The organism is Bacillus sp. 1NLA3E (genome assembly GCF_000242895.2).
GTDB lineage: Bacteria > Bacillota > Bacilli > Bacillales > Cytobacillaceae > Bacillus_BU.
Genome location: NC_021171.1, coordinates 3,909,519 through 3,935,684 on the forward strand (window position 1 = coordinate 3,909,519; position 26,166 = coordinate 3,935,684).

General features: G+C 39.2%; 30 protein-coding genes. 1 reads left to right on the forward strand and 29 read right to left on the reverse strand.

Annotation, left to right across the window (positions count from 1 at the left end; all coding sequences use genetic code 11):
* Positions 1-27: 27 nt before the first annotated feature.
* Positions 28-1,698, reverse strand: a complete 1,671-nt coding sequence (locus tag B1NLA3E_RS18790; protein WP_015595395.1) for an ABC1 kinase family protein — start codon at positions 1,696-1,698, stop codon at positions 28-30.
* Positions 1,699-1,726: 28 nt separating this feature from the next.
* Positions 1,727-2,008, reverse strand: a complete 282-nt coding sequence (locus tag B1NLA3E_RS18795) for an AbrB/MazE/SpoVT family DNA-binding domain-containing protein (RefSeq protein WP_015595396.1) — start codon at positions 2,006-2,008, stop codon at positions 1,727-1,729.
* A gap of 269 nt (positions 2,009-2,277) precedes the next feature.
* Between B1NLA3E_RS18795 and B1NLA3E_RS18800 the strand changes: the two genes are divergently transcribed.
* Positions 2,278-3,483 carry an IS4 family transposase gene (locus B1NLA3E_RS18800; RefSeq protein WP_015595397.1) on the forward strand — a complete coding sequence of 402 codons (1,206 nt, stop codon included), beginning with the start codon at positions 2,278-2,280 and terminating at the stop codon, positions 3,481-3,483.
* Positions 3,484-3,967: 484 nt separating this feature from the next.
* Here B1NLA3E_RS18800 and B1NLA3E_RS18805 read toward each other — a convergent pair whose 3' ends face one another.
* From B1NLA3E_RS18805 to flgL, 27 genes are all read right to left on the reverse strand, one after another.
* Positions 3,968-4,609, reverse strand: a complete 642-nt coding sequence (locus B1NLA3E_RS18805; RefSeq protein WP_015595398.1) for a response regulator transcription factor — start codon at positions 4,607-4,609, stop codon at positions 3,968-3,970.
* A 131-nt stretch (positions 4,610-4,740) separates the two neighbouring features.
* A complete protein-coding gene (locus B1NLA3E_RS18810; protein WP_015595399.1) occupies positions 4,741-5,535 on the reverse strand; it encodes a sigma-70 family RNA polymerase sigma factor in 795 nt (264 codons plus the stop codon).
* Positions 5,536-5,597: 62 nt separating this feature from the next.
* Positions 5,598-5,918, reverse strand: a complete 321-nt coding sequence (locus B1NLA3E_RS18815; RefSeq protein ID WP_015595400.1) for a hypothetical protein — start codon at positions 5,916-5,918, stop codon at positions 5,598-5,600.
* Between the two features lie 13 nt (positions 5,919-5,931).
* On the reverse strand, positions 5,932-6,819 hold the full coding sequence (locus B1NLA3E_RS18820) for a MinD/ParA family protein (protein WP_015595401.1): 888 nt from the start codon (positions 6,817-6,819) through the stop codon (positions 5,932-5,934).
* Positions 6,776-8,083, reverse strand: coding sequence for a flagellar biosynthesis protein FlhF (gene flhF / locus B1NLA3E_RS18825; RefSeq protein ID WP_015595402.1), 1,308 nt, complete (start codon positions 8,081-8,083; stop codon positions 6,776-6,778). Before flhF ends, B1NLA3E_RS18820 begins: the two co-directional genes overlap by 44 nt.
* Positions 8,080-10,116, reverse strand: coding sequence for a flagellar biosynthesis protein FlhA (flhA, locus tag B1NLA3E_RS18830; protein WP_015595403.1), 2,037 nt, complete (start codon positions 10,114-10,116; stop codon positions 8,080-8,082). The genes flhF and flhA overlap by 4 nt, the downstream gene beginning before the upstream one ends.
* Complete coding sequence (gene flhB / locus B1NLA3E_RS18835) at positions 10,113-11,180, reverse strand: flagellar biosynthesis protein FlhB (protein ID WP_015595404.1); 1,068 nt, start codon at positions 11,178-11,180, stop codon at positions 10,113-10,115. The genes flhA and flhB overlap by 4 nt, the downstream gene beginning before the upstream one ends.
* A 2-nt stretch (positions 11,181-11,182) precedes the next feature.
* Entirely contained in the window at positions 11,183-11,959 is a 777-nt protein-coding gene (fliR, locus tag B1NLA3E_RS18840) for a flagellar biosynthetic protein FliR (protein WP_041580680.1), read from the reverse strand.
* 3 nt (positions 11,960-11,962) lie between these two features.
* A complete protein-coding gene (gene fliQ, locus B1NLA3E_RS18845) occupies positions 11,963-12,232 on the reverse strand; it encodes a flagellar biosynthesis protein FliQ (RefSeq protein ID WP_015595406.1) in 270 nt (89 codons plus the stop codon).
* Positions 12,233-12,247: 15 nt separating this feature from the next.
* The gene (fliP, locus tag B1NLA3E_RS18850; RefSeq protein ID WP_015595407.1) at positions 12,248-12,994 is read right to left on the reverse strand and encodes a flagellar type III secretion system pore protein FliP; all 747 of its coding nucleotides are present in this window, start codon (positions 12,992-12,994) and stop codon (positions 12,248-12,250) included.
* A 5-nt stretch (positions 12,995-12,999) separates the two neighbouring features.
* On the reverse strand, positions 13,000-13,569 hold the full coding sequence (locus B1NLA3E_RS23380; protein WP_015595408.1) for a flagellar biosynthetic protein FliO: 570 nt from the start codon (positions 13,567-13,569) through the stop codon (positions 13,000-13,002).
* A 26-nt stretch (positions 13,570-13,595) separates the two neighbouring features.
* A complete protein-coding gene (locus B1NLA3E_RS18860) occupies positions 13,596-14,438 on the reverse strand; it encodes a MotE family protein (protein WP_015595409.1) in 843 nt (280 codons plus the stop codon).
* Between the two features lie 12 nt (positions 14,439-14,450).
* The gene (fliJ, locus tag B1NLA3E_RS18865; RefSeq protein ID WP_015595410.1) at positions 14,451-14,885 is read right to left on the reverse strand and encodes a flagellar export protein FliJ; all 435 of its coding nucleotides are present in this window, start codon (positions 14,883-14,885) and stop codon (positions 14,451-14,453) included.
* Positions 14,882-16,204 carry a flagellar protein export ATPase FliI gene (gene fliI / locus B1NLA3E_RS18870; RefSeq protein ID WP_015595411.1) on the reverse strand — a complete coding sequence of 441 codons (1,323 nt, stop codon included), beginning with the start codon at positions 16,202-16,204 and terminating at the stop codon, positions 14,882-14,884. Before fliI ends, fliJ begins: the two co-directional genes overlap by 4 nt.
* Positions 16,188-17,006, reverse strand: a complete 819-nt coding sequence (locus tag B1NLA3E_RS18875) for a FliH/SctL family protein (protein ID WP_015595412.1) — start codon at positions 17,004-17,006, stop codon at positions 16,188-16,190. The genes fliI and B1NLA3E_RS18875 overlap by 17 nt, the downstream gene beginning before the upstream one ends.
* Positions 16,990-18,000 (reverse strand): flagellar motor switch protein FliG, encoded by a 1,011-nt coding sequence (gene fliG / locus B1NLA3E_RS18880; protein WP_015595413.1) that lies wholly within the window; start codon positions 17,998-18,000, stop codon positions 16,990-16,992. The genes B1NLA3E_RS18875 and fliG overlap by 17 nt, the downstream gene beginning before the upstream one ends.
* 6 nt (positions 18,001-18,006) lie before the next feature.
* Positions 18,007-19,605, reverse strand: a complete 1,599-nt coding sequence (gene fliF / locus B1NLA3E_RS18885) for a flagellar basal-body MS-ring/collar protein FliF (RefSeq protein WP_015595414.1) — start codon at positions 19,603-19,605, stop codon at positions 18,007-18,009.
* A gap of 30 nt (positions 19,606-19,635) precedes the next feature.
* On the reverse strand, positions 19,636-19,935 hold the full coding sequence (gene fliE / locus B1NLA3E_RS18890) for a flagellar hook-basal body complex protein FliE (protein WP_015595415.1): 300 nt from the start codon (positions 19,933-19,935) through the stop codon (positions 19,636-19,638).
* Positions 19,936-19,949: 14 nt separating this feature from the next.
* The gene (flgC, locus tag B1NLA3E_RS18895; protein WP_041580682.1) at positions 19,950-20,405 is read right to left on the reverse strand and encodes a flagellar basal body rod protein FlgC; all 456 of its coding nucleotides are present in this window, start codon (positions 20,403-20,405) and stop codon (positions 19,950-19,952) included.
* A 5-nt stretch (positions 20,406-20,410) separates the two neighbouring features.
* Positions 20,411-20,803, reverse strand: coding sequence for a flagellar basal body rod protein FlgB (gene flgB, locus B1NLA3E_RS18900; RefSeq protein WP_236619588.1), 393 nt, complete (start codon positions 20,801-20,803; stop codon positions 20,411-20,413).
* A 176-nt stretch (positions 20,804-20,979) separates the two neighbouring features.
* Positions 20,980-21,648 carry a glucosaminidase domain-containing protein gene (locus tag B1NLA3E_RS18905; protein WP_015595418.1) on the reverse strand — a complete coding sequence of 223 codons (669 nt, stop codon included), beginning with the start codon at positions 21,646-21,648 and terminating at the stop codon, positions 20,980-20,982.
* 165 nt (positions 21,649-21,813) lie between these two features.
* Positions 21,814-22,131: a hypothetical protein gene (locus tag B1NLA3E_RS18910; protein WP_041580684.1), complete on the reverse strand. Its 318-nt coding sequence runs from the start codon at positions 22,129-22,131 to the stop codon at positions 21,814-21,816.
* Positions 22,132-22,392: 261 nt separating this feature from the next.
* Positions 22,393-22,740, reverse strand: a complete 348-nt coding sequence (locus B1NLA3E_RS18915; protein ID WP_015595420.1) for a flagellar protein FliT — start codon at positions 22,738-22,740, stop codon at positions 22,393-22,395.
* A 14-nt stretch (positions 22,741-22,754) separates the two neighbouring features.
* On the reverse strand, positions 22,755-23,138 hold the full coding sequence (gene fliS / locus B1NLA3E_RS18920; protein ID WP_015595421.1) for a flagellar export chaperone FliS: 384 nt from the start codon (positions 23,136-23,138) through the stop codon (positions 22,755-22,757).
* A 142-nt stretch (positions 23,139-23,280) separates the two neighbouring features.
* Positions 23,281-24,180 carry a transcriptional regulator gene (locus B1NLA3E_RS18925; protein ID WP_015595422.1) on the reverse strand — a complete coding sequence of 300 codons (900 nt, stop codon included), beginning with the start codon at positions 24,178-24,180 and terminating at the stop codon, positions 23,281-23,283.
* A 336-nt stretch (positions 24,181-24,516) separates the two neighbouring features.
* Positions 24,517-25,152 carry a flagellar brake protein gene (locus tag B1NLA3E_RS18930; RefSeq protein ID WP_015595423.1) on the reverse strand — a complete coding sequence of 212 codons (636 nt, stop codon included), beginning with the start codon at positions 25,150-25,152 and terminating at the stop codon, positions 24,517-24,519.
* 104 nt (positions 25,153-25,256) lie between these two features.
* Positions 25,257-26,165, reverse strand: a complete 909-nt coding sequence (flgL, locus tag B1NLA3E_RS18935) for a flagellar hook-associated protein FlgL (protein WP_041580685.1) — start codon at positions 26,163-26,165, stop codon at positions 25,257-25,259.
* Between the last annotated feature and the right edge of the window lies 1 nt (position 26,166).

Consider the following 26,166-nt stretch of genomic DNA (forward strand, 5'->3'; position numbering starts at 1 on the left):
GTCCTTTGCCTAGAGCTAAATGTTTTTTTATTTCATAAAACCATGACCTCTTGGGGGTCTTCTTCTTTTTGTGGTTGATTTTCGCATAAGCTGTATTACGGTTATAAGCGATCCGACTATCATAAATGAAACCCCAACTCGAAAGCTGTAGTCCAATAGCTGGGTACCAGAAAGCAAGAGACCCGTACCTAATATTGCATAAATAATTTTTTTATTGTTCATGTCCTGCTGATTGATGATCTTATTTTCAAATGCCACTGATGGCTTAACCCTTAATTCACCTGATTGCACTTGATCGATAAGCGTGAAAACCTTTTTTGAGGTAGGAATAACTTTTAGAAGCGATTCCTTTACTTGATCAATGATTGTTTCTTTACCGACGTTGCTCGTTTCACTATTCATCATATCTTCAACATAAGGTTTTGCCATAGCAATAAAATCAAACTTTTCGTCCAAACCTTTGCATAAACTAAAGACGGTAATAATTGCTTTTCCTAAAAATGTTGTTCGTGAGGGAATTTGGAATGGCTGCTGATATAGGAAATCTCGTAATTCCTCGAGAAAATCACCTTGATCGATTTTATTAAAATCAAAACTGCCGTCGGAGAAATTCTCAAGAATTACCTTTATATTTTTGGTTAAAACGGTTTTGTTGGCCTTTTTCCTTAAAAATCCGAGACCATCAAGCGCCTCTACTACCCCACTGAAGTCTTTTACATAAATTCCGAGCGCAAGCTTGAACATGTTTTCCTTCATCGTGTCTGAGACGGTCCCGACCATTCCGAAATCAATGTAAGCAATTGTTCCATCTTTCTTCACTAAAATATTCCCTGGGTGAGGGTCGGCGTGAAAAAATCCATCCTCAAATAATTGTTTTAGATAGGACAAGAAAAGAATTTTTGCCAAATTGCTTTTATTGATTCCTGCCTCATCGAGTTTTTGAATTTCATTGATCTTTACACCCTCGATAAATTCCATAACAAGCAGCTTTTTTGTGCAAAAATCGGAATATATTTTCGGAACGGTAACCCCTGGAAATTCACTGAAATTTTCACGGAAACGCTCAAGATGTTGAGCTTCTTTTTGATAATCAAGCTCTTTGGTAATGACCTCTTCAAATTCCTCATAAACATCCTTTAAATCCATGGTCTTACCGATTTTCGTAAATCGGCGGGCAAAGGCAATCAGAACCCTCATGGTTGCTAAATCAAGCGCTACAATATCCTCTATTCCTGGACGCATCACTTTTACTGCAACCCATGTTCCATCAGGCAAAGTCGCTTTATGTACCTGTCCTAACGAAGCAGCTGCAAGGGGAGTTTGTTCGAAATGCGAGAAGATGTCTCCAATTTTGCTTGATCGTTCTTCTTCTATTCTATTAATGATTTCGTCCGTGTCTTCAGGAGAAACTGAATCTTGGAGCTGTGATAATGTATCGGTATATTCTTTTGGTAAAATATCCACCCTGGAGCTGACAAATTGACCGAGCTTAATAATCAGGCCACCCATTTCTATCGCTTCTGAAGTGAACCTTTTCGCTTGGGAAAGGTAGAGCGCATGATACTTTCTATCTACCTTTTCTTTGGACATAAATCTTTTTGTTTTGCCAAGCCACCAAAACTGGGCGATAAACCCAAAAAACATCAAACTCGTTTTGCGAAATCTCTTGTTGCTGATTAAGCGTGCGATTTCACGCATAACGGATCTCCTTTTCTACATCTGCAATTTACTCTTCTTCTTCTTCTTCGGGTTTGTCCTCTGTTTTATCAAAAATTTCTTGAGCCATTTTTTCAAATCGTTTTGATTTGTTAAAAAAGAAATTTGCAAACTTATTCATGATTTCAGATTTAACCAGAATCACTGTCCCTTTTCTAGCATCACCAAAGACAACAAATTTTTCACCTGGTTTAATGTTTAATTCTTCGCGTGCTTCTGCAGGAATAACAACCTGTCCTCTTTCCCCTACGCTAGTTGTTCCAAAAATTTTACCGTGGTTCATCATTTTCATCCGCCTCCTACTAGTAGGATAAATCATACATTTCATACTAGCAATAAACTTCACAAAAAATACATGTGTCGAGTTATCGTGGCTTTAACACATTAAATTGCGAATGGGTGCCTGACCCACTAGCCTTGCACGGCTTGAAAAAAGTTACTAAAAATGAAATAAAAGTAATTTAATATCTTTACGAAATAAAAAAAAACTCCTATTGTAGAAGTTGTTGACCTTGTTTTGTTCCCTAAACAAACAAGTCTTCTACAAAGGAGTTTTCAATTTTGAATAATAAAAGTATAGGTCAAGAAATCTTGATGTGTCAATGCTTATCTTTACTTCCAACAGAGGATTTTGATTGTCCACTAATTGATTATGGAAAGAAGCTTTCTACAAAGGCTTTATTAAAAATTTTCGTAGCAGCGCAGCTAGATCAATGGTGCTCGTACAGTCATATGGAAGAAAAGTTAAGGGCTTTTCCTACTCTCCGGAAAGAAATTGGTATTAAAAGTATTAGTGGTTCTCAATTAAGCCGCCACATCAACGACCTTCCAACAGAAATGGTTCAAAAAATGTTTGTAAAAGTAGTTAAGAAAATTCATCAGTTAACTCAAGGTTTTGAAGGATTATCAAAGGACATCGGTCGGTTAAATATAGTAGATTCAACGGAAATTAGCTTACCAGAAAACCTTTGTGATTGGGCTTTTATCTCTAAAGGCCACAATGCGGTCAAAATGCATACTAGGCTCGTTGTGATTTCTAAAGATATCGCCTATCCAGATAAAATTGTTCCATCCACCGGTACTGTGAGTGACTTCGAAAGCTCTGATTTCATCATTGAAGAAGACGATGCAACATATGTAATGGACAGAGGTTATCCTTCCAAAAAGAATTTAATGGATTGGCTAGAGAGGAATATTTCATTTGTAGTTCGTATAAGAAAGAGTCTGGTAACTTATACGTTAGAAGAATATGAGCCGACTCATCCATCCATAAAAAGAGATGCAAAAGTGAATTTTGGGATTTCAAATGTACCTGTTCGGTACATAGAATTTTTGGATGAAAAAGGGAGACTCTATCGAATTTTAACGACACGCTTTGATTTAACTGATCAACAAATCTTAGAAATCTACAAGAACCGTTGGCTTATCGAACTTTTTTTTAAGTGGATAAAAGGACACCTAAAGCTAACAAAGGTCTGGAGTACAAAACCACAAGGAATTTGGAATCAAATGTTCTTAGCCCTTATTGCGTTAGGTGTTTCACTTATAATAAAACTTCAAACGAAGTCTGAAAAAACGCCATGGGAATTCTTTCGGGTTCTTCGAACGTATTTATATTTACCGGGCAGAAGAATGTTAAAAGAATTAAACAGAAAAAGGAAAAAATCGAAGGGAAGACAAAAAGTCCCTATTCCTTTAGTAAAAGAAAAACCGTTGTTTGGAAACGTCGCTGTGGTGAAAAAGGCAAGAAAAAAGAAGGAAAACTAAATTAGGAAAAAAAAGGGAACAAGGTCTATTTAAGCCCTGATCGCCTTTTTTTCATTCAACATCTAAATTATAATGTAAAATTTTTGAATAAATTCAACTTATATACATTGATGCAAGGCTAGTGTGCCTGACCCCCGGTGGAGCAACGCGTTAATGTGCTGGGGGTTTATGATTATTAAAATAGTATTCATTACCGTGGGATTGATATTTTCGATGAATGGGGATTTTTACATAAAATGTGAGGATCATTGTTGAAAGTTTGAGGTGTAGGTGTAGAACCAAGATGATTTTGATGAGGCGATCTAGCAGGGACTGCAGAAGATTATCCCCGCTTTAATTCATAGAAGGATGACTATTTAGTAGCTTGTGCACCTTACCCTCGCTGTTTTTTTCTACGTTAATTATACTATCTGTTTTAAAGCGTGCCTGCTGCATTTGTAGGCAGAAGCGCACAAGAAACTAGTGAGCGCTTCCACTTTTCCTATTAATCAACAATTAATCCCATCTCTTTTACTTTGACAACGGCCTCAATCCTGGTTTGGACTCCTAGCTTATGGAAAATTTTAGTTAAGCTATATTCAAATGAACGTTGGCCAACAAACAGGGTTTGAGCCATTTCTTTGTTGGTTTTCCCTTTTACTAATTCCTTCATAATTTTCTTTTCTTTGTCCGTGAGTGAAATTTTTTCCTTAAACATTTTTCGTTTTACCCAAGGTCTGTCACCGTGGTAAATGTCTTTCAGCCAGGAAAACGGAACAACCATTTCTTGATTTAAAGCGCATCTAATCGCTCTTATTAACTGTTCCTTAGTAGCTGTTTTCGCGATAAAACCAACCGCCCCTGACTCCATTAACAAATCAAGATTTGGATAAATATCACATTCACTAAAAATTAATACATTAGCTTGAGGATCAATGGCTAACGCCTTTTTCGTTAATTCGAAGCCATCCATTTGAGGCATAGTCAGATCAAATAGCAACACATTAAACGAGTGTGTTTTTAATCGTTCAATTGCCTGGATCGGAGATGTCTCAAATTCAACCTTCATGTCTCCTTCAGTCTCAATAATTAGCTTGGTGCCTTCACCAACCAATGGATGGTCGTCAACCAGTAGAATTTGAATCATCTAAGCACCTCAATTTATATTACTCAAATAATAGGAAATCCTTTTCAATCGATATTATACTGTGATATTAGTACTTTAGTACACTCAATTTATATATATATAGAAAAATGTAGTCTAACCTTCACTAAAAACTATACAAAAGAATCCAAGGAAAAACCTTTATCTTCGAAACTTTTTCGTAAATGGAGAATTGCTTGGGAGTGGAGCTGGGAAATCCTCCCCTTTGTAAGATTCAAGACCTCAGTAATTTCTGACTGAGTAAGACCTTCGTAATAAAATAACGAAATGACCAGTCTTTCTTTTTCAGGCAACTTATCAATAGCTAAAGCCATCATGTTCCGAAATTCCACCCTTTGCATCAACTGCTCCTGGGATGCTGATTGATCATCCTTCAGCTGTTCAATCCGGGTTTGCTGCTTTCCGTCTACATCGTTTGTATTCAAAGGTTCATTAAGGGAGATGATGGTCGAAACAGAGATTGCTGCCATTGCCTGGTCCACTTCATCTAAAGCCAGCTTTAAGTATTCACTTAACTCCTCTTCCGTCGGTGACCTCATTAATGATTGTTCCAGGTGTCGGTAGGCACTGTTTAGTTTTTTGGCTTTCTCTCTTAGGCTTCGTGGAACCCAGTCCATTTTGCGTATACCGTCCAACATGGCACCTTTAATGCGCCAAAGGCCGTACGTTTCAAATTGATACCCTTTTTTGTAGTCGAATTTTTTGATTGCTTCGATTAAACCGATATAGCCTAAGCCAATCAAGTCCTCTTTCGGAATAATTCGCTGAGGGATGGTTAAACTCAAGCGGTTGGCCATTTGCTCAACCAAATACAAATATTGGTTTACCAAACTTTCTTGTGCGTTGAAATCAAGATTCTCCCGGTATGCCTTCCATAATAGATTAGATTCTTTTATAGCAGATTTCAACGATTATCCCCCCTGTTTTAAGACTTGTAGATTAATGGATAACGTGTTCAATCGATTTGAGTTTATTTTTTATGCAGAGAATCTAAGGGCATTCTCTGGAACACTGGTTCATCATTTGACTCTTCTTCAGTCAGGTTTTCCTGTAGGGCTTCTGAAGAGCTGTCCACCTTTGGACTTTCTTTAGGAAATGGATTAACCTGGTTCACCGATGCAATAAAAAGTAATACAAATCGGAGCGAAAACCCCAGAATTGCGAATAAAAAAAAGCCAATAACTGCACTGAACAATGATGGAAGCCATGTGTTGTTTGCAATAGAAAAACAATACGTAAGAATAGAGGCCATGATTCCAAAAATTAGGCTAATTCCCCACTTTGCTTTCATTTCGACCACCCCATTACGACGATTTTCCTGATGAAATGATTTTTTCGAAAAATCCCCGTAATCCTTTAGGAGAAACAGAAGAAGTTTCATTCAACTCAGGCAGATAAGAATACACCATTTGTTTGATGTTTTTCGATGCTGTACAATTTGGATAACTAACAAGAAAAGGCGTTTGTGAACGAACCGATTGCCGAACATGCTCATCTTCCATCAGATGGCCTAATGATTTTAATTCCATTTTCAGAAAGGTACTGCATGCATTCTGCAATGTCCTTGATGTTTCTCCTGCTTCACGATAAGTATGAGCACGATTGACGACCAATCTAAGTTTTTTCAGTGTTGGTTGATCGTATCGATGAATAGCCTTTACCACTGAGTAGGAATCGGCTATCGATGTCGGTTCAGGCGTTGTCACCAAAATCGTTTCATCCGAAGCTAAAATAAAATTCATGAGCTCCTTTGATATTCCCGCTCCCGTATCCAATAAAATAAAATCGGCATAGTTTTGCAGACCTTGAATTTGGCTCCAGAAGAAGGTAAGTTTCGCTTGATCTAATTCCAGCAGATCTTGGATTTCGAGTCCACCGGTGATATACTCGATTCCTCCTGTACCCAATTCTAATACATCCCATATCAATTTTCGCTGCGATAATACATCAACCAGACTATACCGTGGTGTAATCCCCATAAGAATATTAATATTGGCTGTGGTTAAATCTAAATCGAGAACGATAACTTTTTTTCCAGCTGCTTTTAAACCTAAGGCAAAGTTAAGCGTAAAATTTGATTTTCCAACCCCTCCCTTACCACTAGTAACCGTAATCACGCGGGAGGTTGCTTTTTTTTGCTGCTGTACATTAAATCTGAGCATGTATTCGCGAAGGCTTTGAGCTTGATCCATTTTCGATTTCCTCCCCTAATAAGTAACTCGTCAGAAGTGCTGCATCAATCGCTGTGATATCTTCTGGAACACTTTGCCCATTCGTGATATAAGCAATTTGATAGGGGTATTTATAGGCAATATTAAGAATCGAACCATAGCTCGAAGTTTCGTCAAATTTCGTCAGGATCAATTTTTGGACTGGACTGTCTAAAAACTCATTGAGCAGGATCTTTAAATCCTCGAACTTCGTCGTCAAGCTCAGAACAAGGTAGTTATCACTTTCAAGCGGATGGTGTAAAAATTCGCTAATTGATTCACGATTCGCTTGTTCTTTATAATTTCTCCCGGTTGTATCCATATAAATTAGATCATAGTTACTCAATTTATTTAAAACGGTTCCTAATTCATCACTTGAACGAACCACTTCAATTGGAACATTCAAAATCCCAGCATAGGTTTTCAGCTGTTCAACGGCGGCAATTCGGTAAACATCAGTCGTTATCATCGCTACCCGGCGCTTTTGTTTTAAAATTTGCTCCGTCGCCAGTTTGGCAATCGTGGTCGTTTTGCCGACACCTGTAGGACCAATCATATTGATTACTAGGGTCTGCTTCCTGACGTTGTTATTCTCCGGAACCCGTTTTGTGATGATTTCTTTAATGATCAGGATGATTTCTTGTTTGATTTCTTTTGCAGTCATTTCCTTTAGAGATTCATTTTGTTTAAGTAAACGGTTCACAATATATAAAACTACATCATCCTCCACACCCTGTTCCTTTAATCGGTCTGACCATTTAGTCACAGCTCTCGGCAGGACATTTTTCTTTTTATCGCTCATCACATAATTCATCATCAATTTACGCAAATCCTGTAGCTCATCGAGCAATGGATTTTCTGTTTCAGCTATAGGAGTGGGTGCAACAACAGCTTGTTCTTTTTGAACAGGTGGTTGGGAATAATAGCTATATAGTTTTTGTGGCTGCTTATGAAAACCGGAACCTTTGTCGTCCACATCTTCAGGATTGTGCTTATTATCCTTTTCCTTCAGGAAGGTTTTCTCTGCTTTATCTTTCAATTCTAAAGAAAACTGAGGTGCCGGAGTATTACCGTCTTTTTCAAAGGTATAAGCAGTCACCTCATATTTTTGTTTAGAAAACAGCCCAAACACGCCGCCTGTTTTGATCGTTCTTGTGTTAACAATAATAGCGTTTTCCCCTAATTCTTGCCGAACCATTTTTAAAGCAAGGGGCATAGATTCCGCAATGATCCTTTTCGTTTTCATATGTTGACCACTCCTATACTTTGGATCTCAATATTAGGCTCCAGTTCGGTATATGAAAGAACGGGCACCGTCGGCAGGATTTTTTCAATAAACTGTTTCAAATACATCCGAATCGAAGGGGAAGTCAGGAAGATTGGCTGACCGCCTGTCTGAATAACCCGATCAATTTGGCTGTGCAATGCTTCCGTAATTCTCCGCGACATTTGCGGATCCATCGAAAGGTAATATCCTCCTGCCTCGGTCTGCTGAATACTATCTGAAATTCCTTTTTCCAGCGTCGCTCCTGCAGTTAACACATGGATAACTCCTTCATCTGCATATTGCTCGGTAATTTGCCGTGTCATGTTTTGACGGACATATTCCGTTAGTACTTTTGGATCTTTAGTATAGACAGCATAATCTGCCAATGTTTCAAAGATTACCGCTAAATCCCGAATCGATATTTGTTCACGTAAGAGATTTTGCAATACTTTTTGAATCTCTCCAACGGAAAGCAAGCTTGGAACAAGTTCATCGACGAGATTCGGATGGCTTTCTTTAAGATTGTCAATTAATTCTTTTGTTTCTTCTCTGCGTAATAACTCGTGAGCATGTCGTTTTAATACTTCTGTTAAATGGGTGGCAATCACCGAAGGCGGATCGACAATCATATAACCTAGAAGTTCGGCTTTTTGTTTTTCTTCCAGGCTCACCCATTTTGCCGGCAATCCAAACGCAGGCTCAACCACTGAAATTCCCTCGATCCTGTCATCATTTTCTTCCCCTTGATTCATGGCGAGAAAATGGTCAAGATAAACTTCTCCTGCAACAATTTTACTACCGCGAAATTTCAATACATATTGGTTTGGTGGTAGCTGCAAATTATCTCGAATCCGAATCGTCGGGATGACTAGTCCTAATTCAAGCACAAATTGCCTACGAATCATGACAATCCGATCAAGAATGTCTCCACCCTGATTTTTATCGGCCAGCGGAATTAAGCCATAGCCAATTTCCAACTCCAACGGATCAAGTTGTAGCAAATTAATCACTTTTTCCGGACTACCGAGATCTTCTTCCTGTCCTTCTTGTTCCATTTTTTCATTGTTAAGTTCTTCTCGCTTACCAGACTGTTGCATAGTGTAGGCACCAAAAGCCAATAATGCTGCAATAGGAAGTGTGATAAAAATACCAATTGGTGTAAATATACCAAGAACCAAAATGGTTCCGGCCACTATATAAAGTAGTTTTGGATAATTTAATAATTGCTGTATGATATCCGAGCTTAAGTTACCATCTGATGCTGCACGTGTAACCGTAATCCCGGTGGCAGTAGAAATAAGGAGTGCAGGCACTTGGCTTACTAATCCATCCCCTACAGATAACAGCGTAAAGGTGCTGAGTGATTCTGCAAATTGCATACCATGGATAACCATTCCGATGATGAAGCCACCAATGACATTGATCAAAAAGATGATAATGGCGGCGATGGCATCCCCTTTGACAAATTTACTGGCACCATCCATAGAACCGTAGAAGTCAGCCTCTTGCTCAATTTTTTTCCGGCGGTCGCGTGCATCATGTTCACTAATTAACCCGGCATTCATATCGGCATCAATACTCATTTGTTTCCCTGGCATTGCATCCAGTGTAAACCGCGCCGCAACTTCCGCTACTCGTTCAGATCCTTTTGTGATAACGATGAACTGAATGATAATTAAGATTAAGAAAACGACAAAACCAACAACAGGGTTTCCCCCAATAACAAATGAACCAAACGTCTCAATGACTTTTCCACCATCAGCTTTCGATAAAACTGAACGGGTGGTAGACACATTAAGGGCTAATCGGAATAAGGTTGTGAGTAGCAACGCTGTTGGAAATACTGAAAACTCCAATGGTTCTCTTATATTCATCGCCACCAGCAGAATAAGCAATGAGATACAGATATTAATAATTAATAGAAAATCCAATAAGAAAGTTGGCAGAGGAATAATCATCATGGCAACAATTAATATGACAACAAACAACACGGAAATATCTTTTGTTTTCATCTCATCATCCCCTTATACCTGCCTTCATGATAGTAAACATATGCTAAAATCTCTCCTACTGCATTGAACATTTCTTCTGGGACTGATTCCCCAACCTCTACCGCAGCAAATAATGCCCGGGCAAGCGGTTTATTTTCTATCGTCATAATTTTATGTTGTTTGGCAATTTCTTTAATTTTTAAAGCGACATGTTCTTTTCCTTTAGCGATGACTATCGGAGTATCCATGGTTTTAAAATCATAGCGGATGGCAACAGCGAAGTGGGTTGGGTTTGTGATAACGACATCAGCCTTAGGCACATCCTGCATCATCCGGTTCATTGCCATTTGCCGTTGAATCTGGCGCCGTTTCCCTTTAACCACTGGGTCCCCTTCCATCTTCTTATATTCATCTTTGATTTCCTGCTTTGACATCCGGAGCTTTTTTTCATGCTCATACCGGCGAAAGGCGTAATCTGCAGCAGCCAATATCATTAAACAAGAGGATGCCGCGATTCCAACTTTTATAACAAGCGAACCTACAAATCTTGATGTATCCCAAATAGTCTTAGTACCAAGTGCAAACAGCTCTGTTCTCTGACCCCAAATAATCGAAAATACCACAAATGAAATGATGACAATTTTCAGGACGGATTTTAATAATTCCATTAATGCCCTTAGGGAAAAAATATTTTTTGCTCCCTCCAGGGGATTGATCTTACCAAAATTCATTTTCGCTCCTTCAGCATTTATCATAAACCCGACCTGAGCAAAATTGGCTACAACCCCGGCCAAAATGATAATACCAAAGAGTGGTGCCAACAATTTCCCACCATTCCACAATAACTGCTTAAAAATAAGCGAGAGACTGGAGTAAGAAAGATCCCACTGCATATATTCCTGGAAACTAACCCGGAATATATTGAGGCAGCCTTCAACAAAAATCTTCCCACCAATCATAAAAAAGGCAAAACCGAGGAGCAAAGTAACCGCAGATGCTACTTCAGGACTTTTGGCGACCTGACCTTTTTTTCTAGCCTCCCGCCTTTTAAAAGGGGTTGCTTTTTCTGTTTTTTCTTCTGCCACACTTATCCACCCATTATTTTTAAAATAGAAGCCATTGATTCAAACATTGTTTGAAGAAGAATATTTAATAAATAAAAGAAACCAGGTAAGACCAATATATAAAGAGCAAAGTAGACTAAAATCTTAATTGGTGGTGCAATGACAAAAATATTCATCTGCGGTACAGTCCTTGCAAGAATACCAATCGCTATGTCAACCACAAACAATGTACCCATAATGGGGGCAGCCATCATAAATCCAAGCATAAACATCTGCATCAAACATTTCAGCAAAAAGCTTGATATCTGGCCGTCCGACCACGCAGGCACAAAAGCCTGCAATGAAACCCAATCAAAGCTGGATAATATCCCCTGTATCAAAAGATGGTGGGCATTGGTCGTAAATAGCACCAACATTGCCAGAATGTTTTGTAGCCGTCCCGTCAGTTGGGTATTTGTACCAAAAGTTGGGTCAAATAAGCTGGCCATCGAGAATCCGATTTGAATATCCATTAATGAACCTGCAAGCTGGACGGAGTAAAACATGATATTGGCCACCATTCCAATCACAATTCCGACCATAAACTCTTTAAAAATTAATAAAAACAGTGTCCACTCAGCTACATCATGGACCGGATTTTTTATCATGCTTACACAAATAATACTAAGTGCGGCACTAAAGCCGATTTTGTAGGTCCCAGGTATTTGCTGTCCAGAAAACACCGGTGCTGATACCATAAATGAAGAAATCCTGACAAATATCAGTAAAAAGGTCCACCACAAGGAAGGAGTGATTTCCATTACCTACCCCACATATTGCGAAAGATTTCCCCATAAATTCTGGGTGAAATCAACGACATGCTGTAGCATCCATGCCCCGGCAACTAATAGAGTAAGGAAAACGGCAACGATTTTTGGAATAAATGCCAGTGTCTGTTCCTGAATTTGGGTGGTTGCTTGAAAAATACTGACCAATAGTCCAACCAATAATGCCACCACAGCAACTGGCGCGGTGACGATGAGGATAGTATAGACAGCATCCTGTGCAAGCTGTAGAACCATTTCAGTTGACATGGGTAACACTTCCTTTTAAAAACTAGTGAGCAATGACTTAATAATTAAATTCCATCCATCCACCATGATAAACAGTAAAATTTTAAACGGCATCGAAATCATGACTGGCGGAAGCATCATCATTCCCATCGACATCAAGACACTTGAAACAATCATATCGATGACCAGGAAAGGAATAAAAATCATAAATCCCATTTGAAATGCGGTTTTTAATTCACTTATTGCAAAAGCAGGAACTAACGCATTAATTGGAATGTCCTTCACTTCTTTAGGCGTTTTCATTCCAGCATAATCCATAAACAATGCTAAATCTTTTTCGCGTGTCTGTTTGGCCATGAATTCTTTCAATGGCTCACTTGCGGCATTGAATGCTTCCTGCTGAGACATTTTTCCTGACATGAATGGTTCTAGCCCATCATGATTTATTTGCGAAAAAGTCGGACCCATGATAAAAAAGGTCATAAAGAGTGCCAATCCGATTAAGACCTGATTGGGGGGGATTTGCTGTGTTCCAAGCGCATTTCGAACAAACCCAAGCACTACGATGATACGGGTAAAACAGGTCATTAATACAAGTATCGCTGGAGCTATAGAAAGCACCGTAATCAAAAGAATAATCCGCAGGGAATTCGATACACTTCCTGGATCATTAGAGCCTAAATCAATTCCTGGTATGAGCGTATCAGCAGGACTTGTTGCATACGCGATTGAAAGACCTCCCAGCGTTAGCAGAGGTACAAGAACAATCAATTTCCGAAGCATCGATCCTACTCCTCCCCATTTTCTTGCTTAATTTTTTTCAAATACTTTAAAAAAGTATCGTTCCATAATCTTTTTGGAATCTCTGGTAGCCATTTTGATGGTGCCTGTTCATCAGCCTGATTTTCAATATTTTCCAATAAGTGCTGATATTCTTCACCCTGAGAAATCGTGCGGATCAAGGTAACCGTGTCACCAACACCAATAATATAAATCGTCTGGCCGATGAGTAACACCTGGAGATTACGGTTATTTCCGAGTTGCTTCCCTCCCAAATGGATTACTGGACCACTGGATTGCAACATGTGGTTTCGTTTAGAAAGAAAGCGCAATAACACTAGCAGCAATCCGACCACCAAGATAAAGGAGAAAATAAATTTCATGAATAAGGGAAATAAGGATGGTGACGACCCACTATCTACAACCTTGTCCGGTGAAGACTTCGTTTTTTCGCCGCCTTTTTGGATCGTGTCGTAGACGGTATGATCGCCGTTAGTTGAGGTACCAGCGGCAAATGTCGTGGGTTGAAAAGAAACTAGATAAATAAACGAAATAATTACAAACATGAATCTCTTCATGATTTTCTCCTTCCATGGAGCCCATTCTACCTGTTTAAACTTGATGCAATTTGTGCCGCCAAATCAGCATTTGTTTTCTGGATTTCCGTTAAGATCTGGGAGCGGTTATTAACATTAATGTTTCTCAACAGCTCCATTGCGGTTTGTGAGTTTGTCACCATCATTGATTGAATAATCCCCGCTGCTTGCGCTGAGGGCATCCCTGCTATCGTTTCGGCCAGTATCTGGGTTGGATTTTCCTGTTGCAAAGCAATTTGATGAATCTGATCTTTTAGCAGGATCGGATCCATTTCCGTAAGCCCGGCAATTTCTGTCACCAGTAGAGTAATTTGGGCCGCTTTTTTTGCATCCTTCATACCACCGAGAATGCTACTTTGCTGGTCCGGTTTAAGATTCGATATCGTTAAGGCCGCATCCTCCAAGGGCATGGAAGCAATCATGGCTGCCGCTTTGGTTGCCGGAATATTGGCATACATTTTGGCCATTTGTTTCATTTGATTCTGCACAGCTTTTGCTTGTTTCGTTTCTAGCTGACGCTGCAATTCTTGATTATTCTTTTTAATGTCTTCTAACCCTGTTTTGGTGTCACGGAGTTGCTTAGTTAATTTTGATATCTGTAGATCTCTGTCTGTTATCTCGGCGCTGCTGGCTAAATATTTCTGTTGCCAGTCATTTTGACTATCCGAAGTGTTTGTTTTATTTGGAGCTGGGTCTGGGATGATACGGTTTATTACTGGAATTTTATTGCCCCATTTTTGTAAGGTTTCCCCCCCAGGGATGCCTAGAAAAATAGCTAAGATGACGATTACCAGTACAGGAATCATCAAAAAAAGAATTGTGCGTAGTTTACCGTGTTTTTTTTCTTCCATCTAACTTTCTCCTCACACCCTGCGGGAATAGCGTAAAACTGCCATTTCATCCAGCATCGCTTGTTCTTTCCTAGCCTGCTCCATTTGAAAGGCATTTTTTGATTTGTCCTTCCAAAGATTCCATACTTTTGCTTCCTTTGTTTTTGCTATTAGCACCTCATGTTTAAGTTCCACTTCTTGATGAAGCTGTTTTGATTGATGCGTCAATTGTTTCACTTGCAAGTTAAAGTGATCGAGTTCCTGTTGGACCTCTAAAAATTCCCAAACTGTTTTTCGGTTTACATCATTGTATTGGTTGTAAACCTTTTCCTTCTTAACTTCCAAACCTTCCAACTTTTCCTCTAGCTCCATTTGCCGCCGTTTACTTGAGCCAAACTCGTTTTTCGCTACTTCTTTTTCTTTTTCTTTGACATCGAGCACTTTTTGAAAGGAAAACTCATATTTCATCGCATTATCGCTCCAAATTGTGAAATTAAGTAGGATTGTGCGTCCTCTAGCATGGATGTCTCAAAGATTCCCTGCCGTAAAAATTGATCCATCTGGGGTTTTAATCTAATTGCCAAATCAATTTCACGATTCGAACCTTTTTTATAGGCGCCAATATTGATTAAATCTTCGGCTTCATTATAGGCACCAAGAAGTTTTTTTAAGTTACTAGCTGCATTTAAGTGTTCATCCGATGTAACTTCTGTCATAACGCGGCTGACACTGTTAAGCACATCAATCGATGGAAAAATTCCTTTCCCGGCGATCGCACGATTTAAAACAATGTGCCCGTCCAAAATACCTCTCACAGCATCTGCAATGGGCTCGTTCATATCGTCTCCATCCACCAAAACCGTATATATGGCAGAAATGGATCCCTTCTGCCCAGTTCCTGCACGTTCCAAAAGTTGCGGCAACATAGCAAACACAGAAGGAGTGTAACCTTTGGTTGTTGGTGGTTCGCCAATCGCCAAGCCAATTTCTCGCTGTGCCATGGCAAACCTTGTGACAGAATCCATCACAAGTAATACATCCTTACCCTGGTCACGGAAATACTCCGCAATCGAAGTGGCAGTCAACGCCCCTTTTATCCGAATCAAGGCAGGCTGGTCAGAGGTAGCTACGATCACGACTGATTTTTTCAAGCCTTCTTTACCTAAGTTTTGTTCAAGGAAATCGTTAACTTCTCGACCTCTTTCTCCAATCAGGGCAATTACGTTTACTTCTGCAGTTGTATTTCGTGAAATCATTCCCAGTAAGGTACTTTTCCCAACGCCACTTCCTGCAAAGATCCCAAACCTTTGGCCCTTCCCCATGGTTAATAAGCCATCAATCGTTCGGACGCCCACCCCTAAGGGATATTGAATTCTTGGCCGCATCAGGGGATTTGGCGGCATGGCATGTGCAGGCACTTCCCCTAATCCAAAGGGAAGTGGCTTTCCATCAAGAGGTTGTCCTAAACCATCAAGAACGCGACCAAGCAACTGATGACCAGCCTTAACCATTAGTGGTTTTCCGCTGGCCACTACATCACAGCCAGGTCCGATAGAACGAACCTCGCCAAGAGGCATAAGCAATACCTTGTTTTCTCTGATTCCCACAACTTCTGCTTGAATTGGTGTTTGGGAATGTGCCGGGAAAATCGAACACAATTCTCCAATCCGGACATCAGGTCCTTGGGATTCGATAGTTAGACCAATAATCTGTGTTATTTTCCCATTCACCCGTACTGTGTCAATACCGCGAATGTGCTTTATGTATTTCTCAGCTGATAATGTCACTTTCCGAATCCCTTCCTACTTCAAGAATGACCTTTTTGATCACTTCCAATTGGGTATCAATGCGCGCATCAACACTACCATAAGCTGTTCGGATCATACACCCATTAGGTGTAACGGTATGATCCGGGATGACTTTGATTTCTGTTTCTCCATTAACAACAGCACCTAGATGAGCCCGCTGCGATTGAATAAAGTCAAAATCATCCGGGTGAACACAAACCGTAATAAACTCTTTTTCTTTAAAGCGAAGAATGTGATGCTTAATTAACTCCACAAATTTATCTGGGTTACCTTCTAATTCCTGTTTGATAATCTGCGATGCAATCGCGGTACTCAACTCCAGCAAAAAAGGCTCGGCTTCTGCGATAATCGCTTCCTTCTGTTCATATGCACACTGTAACAAGTGCTGAACCTGTACCATCTTCTCTTGATAGTCCTGCTGAATTTGCTTTTCCGCGTCCACTCCACCCTTTTCAAACCCTACATCGTATCCTTGCTGCTGGGCTTCAAGGGACATCATCTCTAAATTTTTCTCTTTTTCTTTCCACCATTGATTCACTTTTTCCTGGGCTTCTCGTTCGAGAGACATTGCTTTTTGTTCAGCGTTTGAAAGGATTACCTGTGCCTGCACTTTGGCAGCTTCAAGTATTTGGTGTTCGAGATCCTCACTTGCTTCCTTTACAACCACAGACTCCCATTCTTCTACTTGTTGATTAATTGAAGGAAGGGGCGTGGAGATTACCTTTACTTCATTCACAATGGAAAGATGTGAAGCTTTAAAAACTTTAGAGTAAGATTTCATCGATACCACCTCGGGCAATCACTATCTCACCAGCATCCTCTAAGAGGCGAATGACAGATACAATTCTTCCCTGAGCATCCTCGACATCCTTGACCCTGACTGGTCCAAGATATTGCAATTCTTCTTGGAATGTTTCCACCATCCGTTGTGACATATTTTCAAACAGAACCTGTTTGACTTCTGGGCTAACAGCTTTCATGGCAATAAGGAGATCCTGATTTTCCACTTCCTGAATCACGCGCTGGATGGCACGACGGTCGAGATTAATAAGATCTTCAAAGGTGAACATCCGCTTTTTGATTTCTTCGACCAGGTTATGGTTTTCAACTTCTAAGTGTTCCAAGATACTCTTTTCTGTGCTGCGGTCGACACCGTTAAGGATGCTGACTATCGAATCTATTCCTCCTACCACGCTGTATTCCTGACGAATGGTGGCGGTTAGTTTTTGTTCTAAAATATGTTCAACTTCCTTTATCACAGCCGGAGAAGCTTGCTCTAACTGTGCAATCCGCTTCGCAACATCCGATTGAAGCTCGCTCGGAAGCGAAGAGAGAATCATAGATGACTGTTGCGGGTCTATATGGGCTAGCACTAAAGCAATCGTTTGAGGATGTTCGTTTTGCAGGAAGTGATAAATCTGCATTGGGTCAATACGTCGTGTAAAATCGAATGGCTTTACCTCGAGCTGTGTCGTTAACCGCTGAATCATTTGTTTTGCACGATCTTCGCCTAATGCGCTTTCCAACACTTCCTGTGCAAAGTTAATTCCACCAGTTGCCAGATAATCCTGGGCAATGCACATTTCATGAAATTCCTTTAAGACAGCCTCTTTTTCTACTGCATCGACTTTACGGATATTTGCAATCGCAACTGTCAACTGTTCAATCTCTTCCTCTGGCAAATACTTATACAACTTAGCAGAGGCTTCCTTACCCATAGAAATAAGCAAGATTGCAGCTTTTTGTTTTCCGGTAAACTTTGATGCTGTCGCCATGGGTATCTACGCCTCCTCTTCATACAGCAAAGCTCTGATGACTTTGGAAAAGTCTTCTGGCCTTTGATTTAACAATTTCGTTAATTGCCTTTCCACGCTCATATCCTGCTCGGAAAAATAGTCTATTTCTTTCTCTTTCATTGGAGGCGGAATGACCATCTTCGGTTTCAGTTCCGGTTCAAATTCATCCTGCTTCCTACGTCGTACAAGGAACCATACTAAACCACCAATTAAAAGTATTCCTGCAGCAGCTGCTCCAATGTAAAGTCCATTATTCTTTGCTTGATTTTCAAGCGCCGTATTCTTTTCTAAAGTGTGCGGGAATATCGTAATCCTCTGATCAACCTCTTTCTGGGTTAAATCCGGATGACCGAGAGCTGTCCTTACTGTATTTGAAACGATGTTTCGGATGCTGTCCTGTGTCGCCATTGATAATTTATTAGGGCTAGACGGGTCAGGCTCCACTCCGACATTAATCGTAATATCATCTATTTCATAAGGACTTTTAATGACTTTATTATTTATTCTGTTGATTTCATAATTTACCTTATCTGAAGTTTCATCATTAGTGCTTTCTCCATTAGTATTGGACGCGGGATAACCTGGGACATCAGTTTCTCCGGTCCCGACAACACCGCCGGCATTTGCTCCGCTGTTAGTGGAAGACTTAGAAGTTTTTTCAGAGCTTACCACAATCCCGTTATTTTCCTTATCAGTTGGCTTCACTAATTGTTCTTCCGTTTTGACTTTATCAAAATTCATTTTGACAAACGTATGTACATACACTTTGTCCGTTCCAAGAATGGTTCCCAGCAGACTTTGAAGACTTTGTTGAATATCCTGCTGGATATCCTGTTGGATTTTCCGTTGCTTTTCATATTGATCCAACGCTTGTTCATCAGTGTCCACATCCCGGAGGGCCAATGTTTCACTGTACTGATTCATGATCGTAATATTACCAATTGGTAAGTTGGGGACACTTTTTGATACTAAAGTGTACAGAGCACGAATTTGATTAGCATTAAGCTCTGCTCCTGGTTCTACTTCTACCATTACGGAAGCACTAGCTTTTTGTTCCTGATCTTGCTTGACAAACACGGATTTTTCCGACAACGTCAAAATTACCTCTGCATTTTTAATGCCATCCACATTTTTCAGCACATCCGCTACTTGAGATTGCATCGCCTGCCGCTCAAGGATGTCATATTGCCGATCTGTTGCACCAAATGATAGATTTTGGCTAAAAACATCATAGTTGATTGTGCTATCTTTTGGGTACCCTTTTGAAGCAAGATTAACTACTAAATCAGCTGCGTCCTTTTTTTGCACTTGGATCATCATACCGTTGTCGGATACCTGATAATTTGTATATCCTTCTTTGTCCAATTCTGCTTTAATATCTCCAACTTCCCGAGTGGTCAATTGACCTGTATATAAAGGTACATACTGCGGGCGAGACGCAAAAAAAACAAAGCTTGAAAGAGCAGCAAAAAGAAATAAGAATGTTCCTATTATGAACCACTTTTGTTTCGTGCTGCGTTCTTTCCAATAATTGCTAAAAAGGTCTTTTACTTTTTTCAATTGATCTGTCCATGATCGTTTCATTTCTCACCCTGCCCAGCTTTCTATCATTCTCTAAAATTGCATCCTCATGATATCCTGGTATGCTTCTACGGCCTTATCTCTTGTAGTAACAGTTAATTCGAGTGCAAGCTTGGCCTTTTCAGAAGCAATCGTTACATCGTGTATGTTATCAATTTCACCTGTAGCTACTTCGGCAGACAAATTTGAAGCTTGCGTCACTGTGGCATCCACATTCTGCAAATATCCTTGGAGCACGCTTGCAAATGATGTATTGGATTGATTTGATTCTATTTTTTGAAACGGATTTTGATTTATTTTGATGGAGCCACTTGCAATGCTAGAGATATCCATTTTCTAAAGTCCTCCTAATGGCCGATTTCTAATGCTTTTAACATCATTGATTTTCCGGTATTAAAGGACGTTACATTTGCTTCATATGCCCGAGAGGCAGAAAGCAAATCTACCATTTCCTTCGACAAATCGACATTTGGCATCTTTACGTATCCGTCAGTGCTTGCATCAGGGTTTGATGGATCGTAGACCAAGTTGAAAGGTGTTTGATCGTTAACAATTCCCGTAACTTTTACACCCTGCATGTTCGTTTGTGATTGCGACTGTTTTTGAATTTGCCCCTGTAAAATTTGATTAAATGAGGTGCCATTTGGTTCCATTACAACCATCTTGCGGCGGTACGGTTCCCATTGTCCATTTACCATCGTACCTCTAGTAGTGGAGGCATTCGCAATATTAGAGGAAGTTACATCCATCCGTAACCGCTGCGCTGTTAAGGCGGAAGCGCTGATATTTAACGAAGAAAACATTTTCCCTACCTCCTACCTGTTATCGCGATGGATAATTGTTGAAATTCGCTATTTACTTGTTGTGACAAGGTATCATACCATAAGGCGTTTTTCCCCATTTGGGTCATCTCTTGATCGATATCGACATTGTTACCGTTGTTTTGCATTGTGGTTTGCTGGTTTTCTATTATCATTGGCAATGGAATGTCCTCAGAGTTGCCAATCACCACATGCTTTGCATTTGTGCGGATTCCAACAAAGTTACTTTGATTGGTTAAATGCTGTCTCAATATATCCTCAAACACAACTTTTTTTGCTTTATATCCAGGGGTCTCAGCATTCGCAATATTATTGGAAATAGCTTGCTGCCGTAAGCTTGCAGCACCTAATGCAGACTGCAGGAGGCTGATATTATTCAATATGATTTCTCCCTTTCTATCATCATATTTTTTTGATTCATTTTGATTAATTATAAAAATCACTAGAATAACAGTCTTTCTCAATATACTAAAAAAGCCATAACAATTCTATATATTTTCTACTAGCTGATGAACGATAAGCGTTTCCAAATGAAGAATTAATAAATTTGTAAACTTTATACAAAAAATTGATTAAAATACTTGTTAACACCCGTTACCCAATGATTGTTCAGGCCTGTGGGATCGTTTCCAGCACCTATCGGAGCATATTTTGAACCGATTGTTGCAATACTGGATAACCCTTTTCCAAGATAGTTCTTACTTAAATTCTGCGCCATATCCATGATGCTATCTTCAATGGAAGCGTATGACTTTAAACCGTGGTTGCCCATCATTCCGGCAACATTATTTTTTTCTATAGCAGCATTGGATTTCCCATTCCCTGTTTCATGTTGGGATATCGCTGCCAGTAAAGCAGGGTTAACATTAAACCGTTGCCCTGCTCTGACAAATGTCTCACCCATCCCAGTTAATTTTCCACTGAGCACTTGATTTAGACTTTCAGAAGAAATTGGCTGGTATATCAATGAATTTTGCGTATTCAAAGGCAGATTTTGCGTATTAATTGAAGAAGGTATGGACGAAAAAAAGTCAGGTATGAAAGCATTCATCTGGGATGGAGTTGCTGTTTGCAACTCCTGCTGCTTTAAAAACTGTGTTAAAACATTTACAAATAGATTACTGGTATCGGAAGCTCCCGTCCCAATCTGGGATTGTGCATTTCCAATCCTGGATACAGGATTGGAAAGCATAGTTCTTGCCAACCAGTCAGCACCAATGTTCAAAGGAACCCTTCCTTTCTTTTTTATGTATAAACTGTGACATTATATAACAAGTATGATTTGGTATCCATCATTTTAATAGAAGTAAAACTGCGTGATCACGTTAATTCTTTTTGCGAATCACGCAATTTTTCACTTCTGTTTATTCATCTAACTATTAAAATAGCATTATATGTAATTTTTCAACATCCTACTTACATCCTGTATACTTTCTTCAGATAATTTCGAAATATATTGAAGCTGACCTCCATTTAATTTTGCTTCTACTAAAATGATCGTCTTTGCGTCCAGATCCTGCTTTAAGATAAGAATCTGCTTTTCTTTGTAAACGAGATTTTCCACCAAAATATACGTTTCGTTAATTGGGTACCCAATTTTTATATTCATCTGTTCATGGAAAAATGGTTTCCTTTTTTTGAATTCCATAAAATCATAGATTTGGCCGGTTGGGTGCTTGTCCTTCAATAATAATCGTTGATGGCTCATTTATCTCTACCTTCCCACTAAAAAAAACTAGATTTTCCCTTTATGGCAAAAATAAATAGAATGCTAGAACTGCAATTGTTTAGTTATATCTAAATAGCAAATTCAGTCGATTAAGGTCAAATATTGACAGTTATATCGTATATTGTATATTATTATCTATTGCGAGTCACCGAAATAATATATTGCGCTATCACGCAAAAATAACAAGAAAACACTGATAGTGATTAAAACGCATTTTAATCACTATCAGTGTTTTCTTGTTTACTTCTTTGAATCAACAAATACTCCGTTTGTTTGTTTCATGTAGGGAGAGTACTTTTTTGAAACTTTTTTATTTTTTTCGATTTTAATAAGTGTAGACTCTGTTTCCGCCATTCTTTCTTTTAAAACAGGAGCCATCCTCATGTCAACTTGAAGAGCAGCATCCAGCAATTGTTTGCTTTTTGGAGAATACTTAGCACACGGATGGTTTACCCGATACTCATCAACCTTTCCCATAAGTGCGTTACGTTCTGTTAATAATTTCTCAAACTCCGGATCATTTTCTTCATTTAAGGCCCGTTCCATGTCTTCAGTAATTTCAGAAATTGCTATAATGAATTCGTCCATAATTACTCCAGACTTTAACTTATTGTTTTTGCTTGTTTCATCGCTACTGTCCACGTTTCCACGTATTCCACAGCAAACCCTTCTACCTCTGTCAAAATTTCTAAACTTTTTTTAATGTTTGCTTCAATTAAACGGGTTTTCATGTAATCATAAACTGAGAGCAACGGTTCAGAAACGGAATACCCCTTTTTTAAAGTTACAATTAACTCGCTTAGAATATCCTGTGCTCTTAAATTATATCGATGACATTCTTCATATTTTTTATTTTGAAGTGACTGCTTGGACAAACGGATAAATTTTACCAAACCTTCATATAACATTAACGTTAAATCTTCCGGTTTGGAAGTCGTGACAGCTTGCTTTTGATATGTTTGATAAGGGTTTCTTAACGACACCATTGATTGCTCCTTTCAAAATCTACTTATTAGTCATTATCGGCAAAAGTGGAAAGAAGTTTAGGTTACAGGCTATCTTTTTTCTATAAGATAGAGTTAAAAAGTTTGAGTTATCTCAGCAGGAATATTTATTTGAACCTAATGCTTAACTGCCTACCTTCAGGACCAAACCGAATCCATCAATGATATAATTAAGCTGTTGATTATAGGATTTCAGGTTTTGAATTTTAGCTGCATCCCCTAACAGGTTAAAAGCGATAATTTCCTTTGCCAATTTCGAAACTTCTTCCTGCAATTCATCATTACGCTTTTTCTCATTAATTAATTGTTGTTCCTTTTTCTTTAACTTATCTTGCAAAGCTGCCTTTTCATGATGTTTTTCCGCTTTCATGGCCTCAAACTGTTGAACTACGTCCTGATTCTGAAGAGCTAGATTTGTTAGTTGATACAAACTTCTTAAAAGTTCATTTAACTGAATCCCTGGGAGCTGCTGAACGTTGGTAATCAATCCGGACAAAATGTCCAACAAATCATCATCGGATGAATGATCCAAAGGATTTATTTCTAATACTGGAGCCATGTTTTGGATGACCTCTGTTGATATTACCGGTACCTCATCCTCAGCAATAGTCGTAAAATGATAACCATGCTGCTCAGTCGTTTCCTTTTTTCCTTTTGCCTTGACGAGGCTATAATATTTATAATTAACCGATTGATAGCCCCGGTTTATCAGCTTGGCCACTTCTTCCAATATTTCAGTGATATTGAGTGCCCCTTCATCCTGACGTTCTTTTATATATTGAAACATGAACTCGATTTCAATTTTAGTCCATTTGCGATTGACTTTTTTGGTGTCGTGATGAGATGGACCTACTTGTTCAGAGCGTTTCAGATGTAGCAGCAATTGGTTATAGTAAAATACGAGAGTACCAGGCCGTAATTCATTTCTTTTCTCCAAGTCACCGGTAAAGTCTTTCTCTGATAGGTCATCTGGCTGATTAATTAAGGCTTCTTTCATTTCAAATACTGCATTTTTTAAACTCATAAAAAAACCTCCAAATAAACCAAGTGTAATCATCGAAAAATTAGCATATTTTTTTCGATCAAACAGATTTTAAAATTAATAATTTGATTAATTGGGTGAAACATCTTTAGAATGTTTACTATACTGTTCGATGGAATGGGAAAAATTTTGGGGTATGCACGCAGCAAAAACTAGAAGTTGGATCTATCCCTTACCAAAATACACAAAATATCCATATTTTTATTATATATGTTCTTTTATTTTCAGTAAAATAATAAGCTTGATTTTTTTAACATAACAAACTAGAGCTTCTCCCTAGATAAGATAAAAAGCCCCCAATAGGGGGGGCTTTTTATCTTATCTAGATTCTCGTTCTATCAAACGCATTTGCCTTTGTCTTTCAAAACAATATTGGGTTATTTTCATTTGATGCCGCTTCTCTATGTCTGTAAATTCGATAGCTATATTTTTTCTTTCTATATCTTCGATAAGCTCAATTCGAATGACCAGGCCCTGAAAGGGGATGAATTCTGGATTTTTATTTATTTTATTAGGAATAATCAAAGTTCCAGACACTGATTCCGCTTCCTCCACTTCAAAATCTAACTTGGAGGAGATCAGGGTTCCACCGACACTTAGATCAATCGTTATTAGTTCCTTTTCTTTCATGATCAGTCGCAAATTGGTTCTAACACGAAAATTATCGCGCCGCTGAACCTTTACAATCTCTTGTGCCTCCGGCTTAGTTACTCGATACATCGGGATTTTGTCTCTTGTTTTTCCCAGCATTTTAGTTGAAAATTTATACTGATTTTCGCCGGACAAGAAGAAAATTTCCAATTTCGATCCATCCACAACTAGGCCAATGTTCTTCCGATCCAGGGGGATTCCGACTAGTAACTCTTTTTCCCCAATATCGGCTACAATCGACCGAAACGACTTATCAGTGTATTTTAATTTTATCACGATGTTCTGATTCACTTTGGGATACAAGAATTCCACCTCCAATCTTTATTTTAACAATAATGTATGATTTAGGTAATCATCGATTTAAAAATTTTCACGCAAAAAAACTGCACGGAGTTGTGCAGTTCACACTAACGTAAGAAATCAACTAAAGAAGTTTGAATAACTTTCGCTCCAACCGATAAGGCAGCCTGATGAACATTCTCTTGGGACTTAAGGTCGATAATAACCTGCGAAATATCCACATCTCCTTCCTTTGATAATAAACTACTTGTTGAAACCTCAAGCTGGTCCAGCCGCGACTGACTTAGTTCCATCCGGTTCATCCGGGCTCCCAATTCAGAGCGTTTCGTTAAGATGCTATCGATTTGAACATCTAAGTCACCTAAGTGGTCAGAGACGGATCCTAGCGAAGAACGAAAATCCGAAACGATGTCTGAAAGGGCTTTAAAGAGACCTCCGTTTCCATCATTATTAAAGATGTCGGTCCCTGAAATATTGATTTGGACATTGCTAGTCTGCCCTACCTGATATTCCAATTTTTCTTGATTATTGTTGCGAAACGCTTTCGCGGAGCCAATTATTGCCGGGTCCTCCCGGTATGGTGGTGCTTTGACATCCGTCCCAGCAAATATGTATTTTCCGGCAATTTGGGAATTGGCAACTTCCCCTAAATGCTCTTTTAACTGATCGATTTCATCAGCAATAGCACTGCGATCTGTAGTACCACTCGTTCCGTTAAGGCCCTTAACCGTCAGTTCCCTGACCCGCTGCAGGACAGAGGTTACCTCATCCAGAGCTTCATCAGTGGTCGTCATCCATGAGATTCCATCATCCGCATTGCTTTTAAATTGGCTGATATCATTGAGCGAAGAACGGTAATCCATGCTCCGAACCGCTATGACGGGATTATCTGATGGTCTATTAATTTTTTTACCGGAAGATAACTGATTCTGTAACTTCTCCATTGCTCTGTCGCTCCGCTGTAAATTTACCAGCAGATTCTGATTCAGCATCGATTGTGTTACGCGCGTGCTCATC